General features: G+C 38.0%; 10 protein-coding genes. All 10 read right to left on the bottom strand.

Features of this window, described 5'->3' with window-relative positions:
• Positions 1-116 precede the first annotated feature (116 nt).
• The gene (locus tag ACTJIV_RS20100) at positions 117-656 is read right to left on the bottom strand and encodes a hypothetical protein (RefSeq protein ID WP_440629244.1); all 540 of its coding nucleotides are present in this window, start codon (positions 654-656) and stop codon (positions 117-119) included.
• Position 657: 1 nt separating this feature from the next.
• Positions 658-1182, bottom strand: a complete 525-nt coding sequence (locus ACTJIV_RS20095; RefSeq protein ID WP_111960889.1) for a hypothetical protein — start codon at positions 1180-1182, stop codon at positions 658-660.
• Positions 1179-3935 (bottom strand): COG1470 family protein, encoded by a 2757-nt coding sequence (locus ACTJIV_RS20090; protein WP_440629243.1) that lies wholly within the window; start codon positions 3933-3935, stop codon positions 1179-1181. The genes ACTJIV_RS20095 and ACTJIV_RS20090 overlap by 4 nt, the downstream gene beginning before the upstream one ends.
• Positions 3928-4728: a WxL protein host-binding domain-containing protein gene (locus ACTJIV_RS20085; RefSeq protein WP_440629242.1), complete on the bottom strand. Its 801-nt coding sequence runs from the start codon at positions 4726-4728 to the stop codon at positions 3928-3930. The genes ACTJIV_RS20090 and ACTJIV_RS20085 overlap by 8 nt, the downstream gene beginning before the upstream one ends.
• Positions 4729-4825: 97 nt before the next feature.
• The gene (locus ACTJIV_RS20080) at positions 4826-5404 is read right to left on the bottom strand and encodes a hypothetical protein (RefSeq protein ID WP_111960887.1); all 579 of its coding nucleotides are present in this window, start codon (positions 5402-5404) and stop codon (positions 4826-4828) included.
• Positions 5405-5623: 219 nt separating this feature from the next.
• Complete coding sequence (locus ACTJIV_RS20075) at positions 5624-7963, bottom strand: phosphocholine-specific phospholipase C (RefSeq protein WP_440629241.1); 2340 nt, start codon at positions 7961-7963, stop codon at positions 5624-5626.
• A gap of 80 nt (positions 7964-8043) precedes the next feature.
• Entirely contained in the window at positions 8044-9519 is a 1476-nt protein-coding gene (locus ACTJIV_RS20070) for a SusD/RagB family nutrient-binding outer membrane lipoprotein (RefSeq protein WP_336379146.1), read from the bottom strand.
• A 64-nt stretch (positions 9520-9583) separates the two neighbouring features.
• Positions 9584-12727 carry a SusC/RagA family TonB-linked outer membrane protein gene (locus ACTJIV_RS20065; RefSeq protein WP_440629240.1) on the bottom strand — a complete coding sequence of 1048 codons (3144 nt, stop codon included), beginning with the start codon at positions 12725-12727 and terminating at the stop codon, positions 9584-9586.
• Between the two features lie 406 nt (positions 12728-13133).
• On the bottom strand, positions 13134-14738 hold the full coding sequence (locus tag ACTJIV_RS20060; protein WP_440629239.1) for a hypothetical protein: 1605 nt from the start codon (positions 14736-14738) through the stop codon (positions 13134-13136).
• Positions 14739-14843: 105 nt separating this feature from the next.
• Entirely contained in the window at positions 14844-15632 is a 789-nt protein-coding gene (locus ACTJIV_RS20055; RefSeq protein WP_440629245.1) for an SDR family oxidoreductase, read from the bottom strand.
• Positions 15633-15788 lie beyond the last annotated feature (156 nt).

Below are 15788 nucleotides of genomic sequence, written 5' to 3'. Positions count from 1 at the left end.
AAGCGGGAGAGTAGGCCGCCGCCAGTTTTTATTAAAAGTCTCATACAACACAGTTTGTATGAGACTTTTTTTTGTTTTATATCTTAGGGAATTCATCATTAATAACTTATCACTCATTAATTACTTACGGTAAAAACTATTCTACTGTTATAAGTTGCTGCAGGAAGCGTTACAGATACACCGCTTACCTGGTATTGTATATTAATACCAGTATAAGATGTAACCGATAAAATAGTGGATATTCTGAATAATTCAACAGCAGTAAGAGGAACGGTAATATAATTAGTTCCACCAGATATAGCACATCCTACACAAAGTGTGGATCCATTGCTTGTTCTTTTTGCAGATAAAACCAAAGAACTGTTCCAGGTAGGGTTACCTTCATAATGTACATATACTTTGACGCTTCCAAGTAATGCCGGTAAACCAACATTAATGCTAGCCTGGTTCGTCGGGCTGCTATAAGTCCCGCTATAGTCACTTCCCGCTTCTGTAATTGCGGGAATGGTAGCATTCCAGTTGGTAACAGGAACTGTTACAGATTGTGCTTTACTGTGAGAACAGAATATGAAAAAGAAAGTAAAGCAGATATAATACTTTATAGAAAATATTTTGCGATGAGCTATAATAGCAATAGGGTTCATTCCTTTTTTCATTTTATTCCGTGATAGTATAAGTTATAACAATAGGTGTATTGGTATGGGCAGAAAGATTAGCATAAGTGCTCACAGCAAGGCTGATGGTTAATCTGTGGCCATTATTAGCTCCGGTTCCGGTAAATGCACCACCTATTCCTGTAATGATATTTGTAGCAGTTGTAGACAGGGTAACTAGCCCGGATGATGTCCCTAATACTCCGCCACCGGCACCAGAAGCTGCAGCTGCCTGTATTCTTATGCTGACTCCGGGGATTAACTGATTTATAGAGGCTGTAATTCTTCTCGTAAGTCCTCCCGATGCAATAGCTGAAGTATAATTAACCCATTTGGTAGTATTGGCTGGGGGAACCGTTAAAGCCTGGCCAGCCTCAGTAGGTGCCGTAAAATTCAGAGTAAATGTTCCGGCAGGTTCTATATCCATTAAGGTCACAAGAGGAAGTGTCACAGCGATAGTGCTCTGAGAAAATATCGCGCAGGGGATCATAAAGAAAGTCAGATATATTATAGGTTCTTTTAATTTCATTTTTTCTTTTTTATTTCATTGTAGCCCACCTTAATTGTTTCCTGTTGATATTTAATTTCACTTTGCTGCTTGACGATATGAATAGCTATATTCTGTGTTTGTGACGGCTTAAGACTGCATTGAAATGAGTCAGCAGCTATTTTATACCGTTTGTCCAACCCGTTTCTGTAAAGTTTCACTTTCCATTCACCTGGCCGCAGATAAGTAAAATCAAATGTTTCTCCAATAAATGCTATTTTGCGGTAAGTCTGCTCACCATCTGATACTTCAATAATGATGCTTTGTCTCTTCTTTTTTTCTGTTTTAGACTGAAGCTGTACAAAGCTGTATTTAATTTTTTCATCATCTTCAGAAAGTAGGATAATCCCTTTAATAGTAGATGCAGTAGTGAGCCCGAAATTGAAAGTATTCTCTTTATTAATGAGATGCAATGATGCAGGCAAAGAAATATCTGGGATATCATTAATTTCTGTTGTAGAACGGTCTATTTCAAGAAAATAATCTCCAGGAACAATATTTTTAAAAAGATAATTCCCTTCTTTGTCTGTAATGGATAAATGGCTTCCAAGCATTAATTTGATTCCTTCTGTCTTTTTCACCCCCAGGTTACTGATGTTTCCTGCCAAAGAAGTATACTCGGCAGTTTTTTCTACCGGTACATTAAGGCGCAGAGTATAGCGTAAAGAAAATACAAAATCCTTATTACCCAGCTCACCGCGCTGTAATGAATACCTGCCCGAAAGATCAATATCACTGCCAGGAAAAACCTGCTGATGAAATAATACTTCAAAAAGATTCCTGTCCCTGAAATATTCTTCCGGCATATAGTTATTCTGGTAAAAAAGACTTAAACTGGTCTTATCAGTAAACCTGCTGAAGATTCTGGCCCCATAATAAATCTGCTTCTGATTCTGCAACTGATATCTCGAAGTAATGGCATAGCTTGCATAGAGATTGAAGGAAGTTCTAAACTTTTCAAAGGATATATTGGTAGTATAGAAACTGGAATTTCCATTAAATCCACTCAGGTAATTATTGGTCTTTCCAAGCTGTCCCTGAAGGTTTACCTGAAACATTCCTACCTTTTGATCAATACTTACTTTAAAATACTGTTCATAATAATCAAACTGTTTAGGCTCCAGACGGTCCTGATACTTTTGAAACCCGTTATAAAACGTTACCAGACCGGTTGGAAGATATTTGTACTGTACCCCATACTGAAGAAAGCTTCTGTATGGCGCTGCAAGAAATAAAGTATCCCGTTGAAAATTTTTGGCATCCTGTACATAATTGGCGAATACATTAATTTTCTTAGAAACATTATACTGCAGGTTTCCGTTAAACGTGCTGGTGTTGGTAAAGTAGCCTGCAAATTCAGGACTGGCCCGCATGTACATTACATTGCCGTTAAGCTTTTCAAAAGAAGCCTGAGCCTGAGCCATATATGCTGTTCCTTCTAATTGTTCATTTTTGCTGTATGCAGCCTCTCCGGAAAAACTTATATTTTTTGAAATTTTGAATTTCCCTGCAGTGTAGGGAAGATGAGTTTCAGAATTCAGTCTGATATTTCCGAAATTAATTTCTCCCTTCCGCGGAATTTTGTAAAGATATCCTGCAGTGATTTCAGACTCCTTGTGGATTTTAAAGGTCGAGTAAATATTGAACTCATCCTTAATATCCCGGAAAAACCTGGGATGATTATAAAAGCCACCAAAGCTGATTTTTTTTAAATCATAACGAATTTCTGCTCCACGGCCGTATCTTGCAAATTCAGTTAAAAAAGAAGCTGAATACATTTTATCACCCAGATGAACAAAGAAGTTATTTCTTTTGTAATTAACAAAATATTCTTCATACTGAGTAAAAGAATTAAATTCTACAGGATTGTGAGATACAGCGCGAAATTCGATCTGGTTTTTATTTTCTTTGTCCAGACTTCCCTTCCCATATATTTCACCTTGAAATCCGTCATTGTAAATGCCCATATTTTTCATCCCGATAAATGATAAGGAAGCGGAAACAGGAAGCCTGTGGTAAATATCGTCTTCTACAGGTTTTACCGATATCACTTTTACGCTGACATAGGCTGTCTGATTTTCTTTCGGGTTGTCCGGCGAGTAAACGGAAAGGTTGAGATTCTGAAATTCATTTTGACCAAGTTCTGCATTCGTGATTTTATAGATATTAATTATTTTTGATTCGTTCGGGGCTAAAGTTATAGATGCATCATGGTCAACTACGGCATTTTTACTTTCCAGAATGAGTCGTTCAGTCATATTTCCGTTGTTTTTTAAAAGAAAGGACGCCCGGATTGTTTCACCGGCTCTGATGAACTCCGGCGAATTTAATGAAGTCAGACTAAGCTTTCTGTTTCCGGAAATACGAACCTGGGAGATTTTGGTAAAAACCGTTCCGTCATATTGATCTCTTCCGTGTAGAATAACCGAATATATGCCTTGTGCTGCTTCCGCTGCAATTCGGATAGGAACAATATAAACTGTTTTTTCGTTGGCTGGTATTTTGAGTTCCGCTTTTTCTAAAATAGGGGTGAGGAAAGGACTTGAAGCAGTAACAGTAATATCATATATCTTGTTTTCAGCTGACGTGTTTTCTAAGGCAAAGGAAATAGAAGTAGACATGCCCGGCATTAGGCTATCTTTTTTACTGACCAATGCATTGGGCAGCTGCTGAGAAAAAATATGTGCCGGGAATAGTGATAGTAGGACGATATATAAAATCCAGGTTTTAATCATTCTTAACTTCTAATTCCACATTGAGAGCAAATGCATTCTCTTCTTCATCGGTGGCAATCAGGACTGCTTTGTATTGATCTGCCGGAACTTTACTGATATCAATATGGAATGATTTGGAGGTATGGGGTAACAATCCCATTGCAATGCTCGAGTAGCTTCCCAATCGTTCTCCGGTTTTACGGTTGTAGATTTCAATGGCTACAGAGGATTTACAATAGAGATCGCCGTTATTAGCTATGGCAATTTTTGCGGTTTGTCTTCCGTCTTCTTTCTCTACTTTTACACTTTCAAATTTAAGGTCAGGTTTTGCTTTTTCAGATTCATAGTCAGTGATCACCTGGATAGCGTAGCGTATCACAGAAGTAATATTTACTCCTGCTTTATCATTGCTGGGCTTAATCTCTTCTACAGGTTCTACAATAATAACGCTCCAATAGCTTCCGGGATCGGCAGGCTGGTTGGGAACGGTAATTTCATAAAATACTTCGGTTTTTTCCTTAGCCTTCAGAGTGATCAGATTGGTATTAAGCTTTATCCAGTCGCCATTACTTCTGTTATTAGTACGTATTTCGGTATAATGTATAGATCCGTCAGCCTTATAGGTGAAATCCTGTAAGAATAATTTTACATTTTGCGGAGTGCTTCCTGTATTTTCAATCCCAATTTTTCCTTTATATACTTTTCCGTTTTCCACTTTGTAAGTATGGGTAAGACCGTTCAGGACCACGATACCCGCATGTAGAAAGCTAAATTGCAGCATCAGGAACATCAGAAAAAAAATACGCTTTATCATAATCATGTAAAAGTTTAGAATTTAATCGTTGACCATATAAAACCGAGAAGAAGCTGATAAACGACTTCTTCTTGTTTTATCTTAAATTGAAATGATATTAGTTATCTGCGATCGTATAAGTTACCGTAGCCACAGTACTAGCTGTTGCCTGCAGATCTGCATATACCGCTACTCCTCCAGGTCCGCTTCCTGCAGCTAGGGCATACGTAAGGTTGTGGCCATTATTGGCCCCGTTTCCTGTGTAAGCACTTCCAATCCCTGAAATAATAGTTTGGTCTGCTGCACTCAGTGTAAGCTGAGCTGCTGGTGTGCCTAATGTACCTCCACCACTACCTGTAGCCGCTGCTGCAGTTACATTGATGTCAATTCCGGGAATAAGAGCATTTACCTTCACAGATACATTACGTGTAGGGTCTGCCACAGATTTGATAGATGAATAATTCAGCCAAAGGGTGTTATTGGAAGTAGTCGGAGTAATAGGATTGCCTGCTTCTGTTGGAGCTGTAAATCCCAATGTAATGTTCTTCGTTGCAGCTGGCTCAATATCTACCAATGCAACTTCAGGAATAGAAATTGTGATGGTGTGATTGTCAGTATTGGTATCCTGCGCTTGTAAGTTGCCGGAAATTGCAGCAGTAATAAAACATACTGCAAGGCTTAATGTTGATTTTTTCATGACGCTGTTAATTAGTTAGGTGAATTTAATCAAAATCAGTTAATAATATCAATAAAATTATCTTTTTTAAATATTATTAACTATTTCATTACAATATTCTATTATTCATCAAAATACTTACATGTAAATTATATAAAACCAGCATCTTAATCTATGATTGTAATCATAACAAAAGCCTTACACAATTTGTGTAAGGCTTTACTTCTTATCATTTTTTGGTTATGCCCAGTGAGGATCTGAAATGGAAACTTTTCCGGTTTCCGTTCTTCCGGCAAAATGCCAGATATGATCGTCAAATATTACTTTTAGATCATACCAACCTTTATTTTTGTTGAGATCAACTGTTATTTTTTCTTCTGTTTGATGTAAGGCGATTGTTTTTTTCTTCTTTTCATACAGATCTTCCAAGACAACAGATACATTTGCCTTATTCTTTCTGAAAACCAATTCTGCCTGATTCTTCAAACCGTTATCAATCAGCTGTACTTCTATGTCAGGATTATTTCCGCTGAATTTCCGGAAAAAACCATTAGGCCCGAAAACTTCATAATCATATTTTCCGGAATTTACAGTATGTGACAGCTCCTGTCTAGAATAAAGGGCATAAGAGAAGTGATAATTGTTGCTATTCAATTGCATTCTGTCATAAACTAACAAAGGAACTGCGGCTTCTTTTAAATTGGTCATTTTGATCTTGCTGTTTTCCAGATTGACATGGTAATGATAAGGAAGCGGATGGGAAGGTTTGATCCCCCTTTCCTGAATTTCAAGAAGACTGTCGCTGATTTCATTTTCTTTATACCATTTAAGATCCGGAACAGGCTTGCTTTTGGCAGCATTGATGGTCTTTGCATAATCTTTTTGATCCAGATAATCCATCTGTGGAGCCTGTGTATTGGAAGAATTAAAGGCAGAAGTCAGATCGCCGCAAATCGCCCTTCTCCAGTCGCTGATAGTATCAACTTTAACATCTTTCCGGTATTTTTTCTGAATAAATCTTTCCAGAAACTGAAGAACGGAAGTATGATCGGAAACCTCAGAATTGACAAAGCCACCTTTCGTCCAGGGTGATGCAATGATCATCGGAACCCTGTAGCCTAAACCAACAGTTCCTTCTATTCTTTCATGGTCTTTCAATGGAAGAACAGACATGTATTCCTGTGATTTATCCACATATTCCACCCCTTCTTTACCATTCATATCAACCGGTTGGCTCGGGTTGAGTGGTGGGGCAAATGGAAGAACGTGGTCAAAATAGCCGTCGTTTTCATCATAATTGATGATGAAAATGGTTTTTTTCCAGGTTTCAGGATCTTTGGTAAGAATATTTAAAACTTCTGAAATATACCAGGCACCATACCACGGTGATCCCGGATGGTCAGAAAAATGTTCAGGAGCCACCAGCCATGAAACCAGCGGAAGTTTTTTCTCTTCCACATCTTTTCGGAACTGGAACAGTACATCTCCTTTCGGAACGACCAGCCTTTCTCCGTTTTCGTCACTTCCGATTTCTAAGTTCCAATAGTCAGGATCATTACTATTAGTTGTAAAGGCTTTTTCGTGAAGGTTTTTTTCCTGCTGTGAAAGTTTGGAATAATTTTCGGGAGCGTATTTGATCTGGTCTTCTTCAAGCTCAGCAATCATTGCTTCCAGTTTTTTCTTCTGATCAGGTTTTTTTCCGGTTTCCTCTTTCAGGTAAGCAATAATTTTAGGAATATTCTGATGATAGCCTTTTGAAAACTTGACATTGAATTTTGAAAACCATTCAATGGGATTATCGGTGAAATTACTCAGCCACGCTTCCTGTTCTCCGGACATTCCTTTGGGAAGACTGATCTCGTTCTGGTAGATTTTCCACGAAACATTCTGTTCCTCCAATAATTCAGGAAAGCTTTTCCAGCGTGCCTGTCTGGCTTTATCATAATCAATGTTTTCATTGTAGACATTTGCTTTTACTTTACCGTTCTGTTGCTCCCTGAGAGTACCGGACCAGTGAAAAAGTCTGTTCGGAGTGGTTCCTGTAAGTGAAGAGCAAAAATATTGATCAAATATGGTGAATGCATCTGCCAGCTGATAATAAAATGGAAGATCTTCCCGATTATAATAGCCCAAAGTAAGCGGAATACTTTTGTAGTCTTTATTTCCGGAGGCTTTGAACTGCAGCCACTTGTCGTATTTTCTTTTGTTTAATGCTTTCTGCTGATCCGACCAGGAATGGGGCAGAGAGCTCATCCACGTAGATTTAGTATTTCTGAGATCTAATCTTGCAGGAGCAGCATATTTTCCTGCATCATCCTTTTGAAAAAAAACGGAATGTCCATCCTCTTTAATGAAAGCTCTTTTGTCAAGGAAGCCCCTTACTCCTTTCAATGCTCCGAAAGCATGGTCAAAAGAACGGTTTTCCTGCATCAGGATCACTACATGTTCCGCATCATAAAAAGTAGACAGTGCTGCCGGTTCAATGGCCAGTGCTTTTAAAATAGCAGGGTGAAGAACGCTTGAAGTTCCCAGCCCGGCCAGCAAAAGGCTTGACTTTTCTAAAAATTCTCTTCTGTTCATGTTCAATCAAAATAAGAAATAAACCGCAAGTTATTGGATTTTCCTGCGGTTTATCTGTTTTTTATATAAATATTAAGTTCTTACTGCAGCCACCATGGTTTAGAATTGATATTATCATTTCCTCCGTACTGGGAAGCCAGTGCGGCTTTTAAATTGGTGCTGTTATAGCTGTACTCGGCTTGCGGATACCTGAATCTGAATGGCGCAGAAACTCCTGTCTGCAGAGGGTAATTTGGATAGCCTGTTCTTAAATAATCATAATAAGAGGTCCATTGGCTCTGATGGAACATCGTCATATATTTTTGAGTCATGATCTTTTCCAAAGAGGTTTGAAGAGGATCAGCCTCATTGTAAACGACTAATGGAGTTGCCAGGTACTGATTCACATTAAAGCCTGAGAAATATTGTCCCGGATTTTTTACATAAGTCTGATAAAAACTAAAGCTCGCTTTTATGGCATTGTCATAATGTGTTTTTGCCGGTCCCGGGATCCATCCTCTGGCTGCTGCTTCAGCAAGGATAAATTCCAGTTCGGAATAACTTAAGACAGAAGAAGGCTCATTGGTAGGATCTTTATAAAAACGGTCATTTACCTTAGAGATATTTTTTGCTGTAATCAGTGCTGCATTGTCAGAATAGGAAGACGTTGGGTTACCTCCATTGTATCCTGTAAAATCTGTCACGGGTTTTCCTGCCTCTTTCGCGCCTGTAGTTTGAGCTGCAAAGGTAAACAGACGTGGGTCTTGTCTGGCCTTAAAAAGGTTAATAAAATAATCAGCCATGTATAAACTTGATCCGTAACCACTGTTATTGAACATAGTATATCTGCTGTCTGCCACATCAGCAAATTTAAGCTCTCCATTATCTGAAATAGATGTCATTAATGCCTGGCTTCCTGCAATAGACGCAAATTCAGTGGCTACATTATAGCTTCCCAGGGTAGATTTTTTAGACATGGTTATTAAGATCTTCAATCGGAAAGAGTTGATCAGCTTTTTCCATTTTGAAGCATCACCGTTATAGATAATATCGCCTTCAATTTTATCATTGGTATTGATGAGATCATTGGCTTCTTTCAGTTCTGATAAAATGCCGGCCATTACTGTTTCCTGGCTGTCGTATTTCGGCTGGGTAATTCCGGATTCACCTTTGGCAGCTTCTGTGTATGGGATACTTCCGAATTTTAAACTTAAATTAAAAAAATAATAGGCTCTGTAGAATTTACCAATAGCAGTGTAGTTCTTATTGTTAATTTTCTCAGCTTCCTGCATCATTTTTACTGTGTTCAGAAGCCCTTTGGTGTATACTTCGAAAGAGGCATCGTTCCATTTCATGTACTGATAAGTGTTTTCTCCGTCTGTACCGATCATCATTCTTGAGGCATACATATTGTCGCCGTTGATCTGGAAAGCATCTTTTGAAACATACGTCAGGAGAACTTTAGGATCTACACTGGCCTGATCATTAGGGTTTTCGTTGATTTTGTCAAGATCGGTCTCGCATGAAGTGAGAATCAGCAGTCCTGCAAAAGCTGCCGACTTTAGCCATTTGATCATTGTATTATTTTGCGGTTTCGCTATAAAATTGATAGTCTTTTTCATTGTTCAGGATACTTTTTAATTAAAATTTAAGATTAAACCCGATGCCTAACCATCTGCTGGAAGGATCCTGGATATCATTGTTATCTTTCTTGAGCTGGTAATCCGGGTCGGAATAAAGATTCTTAGACTTTTTCCACATGGCCAGATTGTAAGCTGAAATATTGGCTGTGAAATTTTTGATCATTCCTTTTGGATTAAGGAGATAAGAAAAATCATATTCCAGGACTACAGATCTCAGTTTGATAAAAGTTCTGTCGAAAACATTTGCAAACAATTCACTTTCATCCTCTGTTACCCTTGCCTGATAAGGATAATTCTGTGCCCAGTCCTGAAAGCTGATCGGCTTTGTGTGTGGGGTATAGGTTCCGGTAGCTGCATTATAATTGACACCGTCCGGTACAAAATAATACGTTCCCGGATTGGCATATTCAAGGTCTCTGTAGGCTGTTGAGTTCGGATGTTTTCCGCCCCACCACATTTTTTCTACGACCTGGGATCTCATGACACCCCCTATGCTTCCGTCAATTCCGATATTCAGGGATAACTTTTTATATTTAAAAGTATTATTGAAACCAAAAGTCCAATCCGGGTTGAAGTGGCCCAGGTTACTTTGGGTATCCGCTCTTGTAGGCATTCCTGTGGCAGCATTCAGAATTACTTTTCCGTCCGGGGATTTCTTCCAGGTATAATCATAGTAGCTGTCCATTCTTTCGCCAAGCTGGATATTGTTGTAGTTCGGCATATCGCCATAAATAGAAGTAAGCTTCTGTTCATACGTACTCCAGTTGATTAAAGATCTCCAGGTAAAATTGGCTGTTTTTACAGGAACCAGGCCTAAAGAGATCTCTAAACCTTTTGTTGTATACTCGTTCCCGTTTACATATTGAGAAGTAAAACCTGATGACGGAGCAGCCGGGAATTCCAGGATATTGTTATAATCCAATGTACTGAAATAAGTAACATCTAAAGTAACTCTGTTCTTGAATAAGCCTGCGCTTAAGCCCAATTCATAAGATTTGGTCTGCTCCGGCTTTAAAGAATTTTCCACATTGAGGATAGTAGGATAATTAAACATCGGATTTCCGTTAAAAGTGGCTCCTTTATTATTCAGATAATAATTCCTTATCGAATAGGGCTGGAAATCATAAGCTACCTTGGCCCATGAAGCTGAAAGTTTTAAAAGATTAACAGCTTCCGGCATTTTAACAAGGTTCGAAATAACCGCACTTACCGATGCAGAAGGATAAAAATAAGATCTGTTGGCTTTCGGAAGGGTAGAGGACCAGTCATTACGTCCTGAAACATTGATGAAAAAAGCATTATACAATCCAATATCAATCGTTGAATAGGCACTGTAGATCAGCTTTTCCTTAAGATAATCATAATACTTTATAGCTCCGGTTGAGTTTTCCAGGGTATACAGTTCCGGAATTTTCAGCCCGTCTGTTGAAGCATTGTCGATATCGTTCTTATAATAGAATGTTGATCCTCCGGCATTGATTGTAAAATCGAAGTTATCTGATATCTTTTTCTTGTAGGTGGCTAAGATATCAGAGTTCATATTCCATGTTTTGGAATCATTAAGGAGATAACCTCCACTTCTCGGAGCACTGTAGTTGAAGTAAGAATAAGGACTTAATATTTCCTGTTTGTTGTGATTTTCAACAATGGATATTTTCCCTTTTACTGAGAAATCTTCAGTGGCTTTATATTCCAGACCAGTCTGTGCATTAATGATGTTGGTCCTGTTTTTATTCTTGTAATATTCGGCTCCGAACCATGGATTATTGTACCATGCATAATTCCAGTTAGCCTGTGCAGTACCTTCTTTCCCTGGGATCCACATGTGATTTTTAAGGTCTCTTCCGTCTACATCTGCTCCCATCCAGATCAGGATGGTGTACATGTGCCCGCTTGGATTATATTCGTAGTTGGGAATATTGGGCGTGAATGTTTGGTTGAAATTGAATTTGGTATCGAAGGTTAATTTTTCTCCCAAATGATTTTCAGAAGAAAAGTTCACACCATAGCGCTGAAGATAGGAACCGGGAATTCTGTCGTCATAATTCATAAAATTTCCGGATAGCCTGTAGATATCTTTATTGTTTCTATAGCTTACTGCAAAACTGTTATTATTGATCACCGCAGGCTTTAAAAAGATATCTAAGTTATCATGATACTTCCAATCGATAGGCACTCTTTCATATCTTGATTTGTCATTGTACTGAGTTCCTGCTACCGCACCGTACCACGGAATCACCTGCCCTGTCATCTTATCTCTGATCGGGCTGTTCCACTGCGCAATTTTCAGTCCGGGAACAAATTTCGGACCCCAGATCATGTCACCATCATTCACACCACCGTCAGCTCCGTCCCAGAATTCATATTTTCCATGTGATCCGTTTCCGTACTCGTTTTGGGTTTTCGGAAGATTGGTAAAACCTGCCGTCACCATCGTATTCTGTGAAAATTCTACAGAAAAACCTTTTTTCCTGGCACTTTTAGTGGTGATTAAAACAGCGCCATATCTTCCTCTTGAACCATACAGTGCAGAAGCGGTTGCTCCTTTCAGAACATTGATGTTTTCAATATTGTTGGGATCCAGGTTCTGAAAAACTTCTCTCTCAACAATTACCCCATCGATCACGAAAACCAGATTGGAATTTCCTCTCAACGTAAATTGCGGAGCTTGCTGCATTCCTGTAGGGTTGGATACATTAAGGCCGGCCACCTGTCCTGAGAATAAATTTCCTATACTCGGAGTGGTAATGGTTTCAAACTGTTTGGTGCCGACTTCCTGGGTGGCATAGCCTATCTTTTCTTTCTTTTTGGCAATTCCTAAGGCGGTAATAACGATACCTTCAATTTGTTTCTCATCCGCTTTTTTCAAAACAACAGCATACTGTCTTTTGGAAGAAACCTCCACAGTATACATTGAAAAATCAGGAGCATAAAATTCAAGGACGTCTTTAGGATTGGCAGAAATTGTAAAATTACCGCTTTCATCCGTCACCGTCGTTTTCCCGGTGTTTTTGTCGGTAATGCTTACTCCGGAAACACTGGAACCGTTTTCGGATTTTACATTTCCGGAAATGTTAATTTCTTGGGCAGTAAGATAAAAGGGGAGTAAAAAAACAGCAAAAGTAGCTAAAGTCTTCTTCATTTTTTTGAGGACAAATTTAGCGGTGCAGTGTTACCAGTATTTTAATGTGGTATTAAAATAAAAATACTATTTTAATATTTTTTAACAGGAATATTTAACATAATAATAAAACTGAAAAGGATGTTATACTTTAATATTTCCTTTTATTATATATATTATGCCTTTAAAAATCATTGCATTTTCATCAAAATTTCTTACTAACTGAAAACGAATGCTTATTCAGTGACGCAACCCCACTTCTTTGCTTATCTAGAAATAGAACACACTTCTTTAAACTTTGCGTTAAAAAAACATATGATTTAACGCAAAGTTTGAGTTTTGTGATGCTTTATTTAAGAATGCAGACCAGTAATCAATTAAAAATTGATTTGCTGAAGATTGTGGATAAATAAGAATGAAGATCTTTTTAAAATCTACTCAGGATTCCCCAATGGATTTTAATATCGTTAAACTTAAACGGATTTCCAAACTCATTACCGTTTGAAAGCTGGAAACTCATCAATCCGATCGGGATAAAGAAGTTGAATCCAAGCCCTACACTGTAAAGTTTAGGTTTAACATTTAAGGATTTGTTGTTAAGCTGTCCGTACTGCCCAAAGAAATCAAAAAATGCCTGACTTCCAATGAGGTACCGGTATTCCAGGCCTGCGTAATAATAGAAGTCGGCGGCAAGGGATTTCTCATTGAACCCGCGCATAGAATTCCAGCCTCCAAAACGATATAGTTCATTGGCAGAGAATTCAACCTTGGAATCCATCATGGCGCCTTCTGCCTTTATATTGAGAAAATGGTTTCCGGAAATATGATAATTATGTTCGCCGAAGAAATAAAACTGATTCTGGTTAGCCTTAATATTATCTTTGGTATAGGTCGTTGTCAGGTAATCATAGCCGGCATTGATCCTTGTCTTGTAAAGGAAAAGATCAATATCTGTAGGTTCTGTCATTTCAAACCAGATTCCGAGCCCTTTTTTATTATAATCCTTACCCTGAACATATAAAGTGTCTATGATACTGGAGGATTCCAGGGTGCCTCTGAGTCCGATCTTGTTGCGGTTATTGATATGATAATAGAAAGCAGGAAGGAATTTTACATTCGCGAAAGTAGAATCCTGTCTGAAAATATTGACTTTCAGGTTCATCCCTACATTAGATTTTAGAAGATAAGGAATGTCAGTCTGAAGATCAAAAGTCTGCCCTTTATCCGGGTTTCTCTGCCAGTAAAGATTGACAGTTTCAAAGCCGTTGAACATATTCCTGAAGTTGACGTTCAGGGTTCCGTTCAATGTGAATTTTTCTGTTTTATCGTTCCCGAAACCAATCACCCCATCAAACGTATTGGTCTTTTTCTTTTCCATAAACAGGTAAATGCTTGTGGAGTCTTTAGTGAATAAGGTTTGGGGAGGCCGTTCAAGGGTTACAAAAGCATGGCTTTGAAAATTTTTGCTGATGGCCAGAAGATTTTTGTCATCATAAGTCTTTCCTTTGAATTCTTTCTCCAGGTTTTTCATAAACCTTTTAGGAACCCTTTCGTAACCTTTGACTACAAAATTATCAATCTTCCGCTTATCATTTTTGTTGATATCCAGTTCTATGACAGGATAACCGTTTTTCTGGCCTTTATATTTAGATTTAAGACGGCTGAAAGAATATCCCTCATCAATATATCTTTTGTTGATGCTTTTCTTGGTTGAATCTAAATTTTTAGTAAAAAAATCCTTCTGGATCTTTAATTTCAAGGCAACAGAATCAGAAAGGTCTACATAGGTTTCATTAAAGTTTTTTCCTTTATCATAGAAAATTTCTGTACTGTCACCTTTCACTTTCACCTCTTTCAGCTTAGTGAAGAAGTAATTGCTTTGGGACAGGGAGTCCAGAAATTTCACTGCTGAAACAGAATCATTTACCTTTTTTCTGATATTGGTTTCCGTATCAATAAGCCAATACTGCTTCTTCTGCGCTTGTACAAAAACGCAGAACAGGATAAAAAATATTTTTAGAAATAACTTCAATGTTCAATTTATATAAACCATTAACAGAGCATGCTTATAGTTCTTAATAACTCAATATATCTTAACGGTTTAAAAGCAGTTTCAATAATTTTTTAATAACTGAAATTAATCCAGTTTATTATATTTTTTCATCAGATTTTCATAGGTTCCCTGAGGAAGAATCCATTTCAGCGGAACACCAATCTTTTGTCCGAATTTACCCAAATAATAATGAGCTTTCCATTTATTTTTATCCAAAAGCTTTTCGACATAAGCTGCCACTTCAAGAGGTTCGGTTCCGTCTCCTACATGCGAGTTCATCAAGGTATAAACTTTATCAAATATGCTTTTGTACGGTTCGGAAACCTGTGTTTTTACTCTGTTCTCTGCGATATTTGTTTTGATATCGCCAAGATGAAGTGAGCATACATCGATGTTCCATGGATACACCTCATACCTCATGGCTTCAGTTACCTTATCCAAAGCTGATTTGGAGGCAGAATAAAAGCCCCGGAACGGAAGTCCCATTTCACTTCCTATACTTGAAATATTGATGATTTTTCCGAACTTATTTTCACGCATTGTCGGAAGAACGGCACTCATCATTTGGACGGCTCCTACAAGATTCAGGTTGAACAGTTTTAAAATGTCTTCCTTAGTAGAATCTTCCACAGCCCCTACCATTCCCATTCCTGCATTGTTGATCAGTATATCGATCTTTGATTCTGTTTTTAAAACTTCAGCAATAGCATTCTGAACGGCCGTATTATCGGTAACATCTGTCGGAATAGACCTGAAATACTGACTTTCCGTATGTTTCCGGCTTAAACCGTATACTTTATGGCCTTTTTTTCCGAAATATTCGGCCAGTACAAAACCTATTCCTGATGAGGTTCCAGTGATGATAATAGTCATTGGATTGTTTATAATTTTAGACTTTTGTTTTTCTTCCGGCTGCTGTGTCTCAGCACAAACCGTATTTTCAGCAAATGTAAAAAAAGAAACAGGAACTCTATTATTTATTACGGTATAATTGTTCAGAAACAAAATCATCAGCTATCATCTTATTTT

The sequence above is a fragment of the Chryseobacterium sp. 22532 genome, assembly GCF_052044665.1.
GTDB classification, from domain to species: Bacteria; Bacteroidota; Bacteroidia; order Flavobacteriales; family Weeksellaceae; genus Chryseobacterium; species Chryseobacterium lathyri.
The sequence above is the reverse complement of the archived record's forward strand: the minus strand, read 5'-3'. Positions and strand labels throughout refer to the sequence as shown.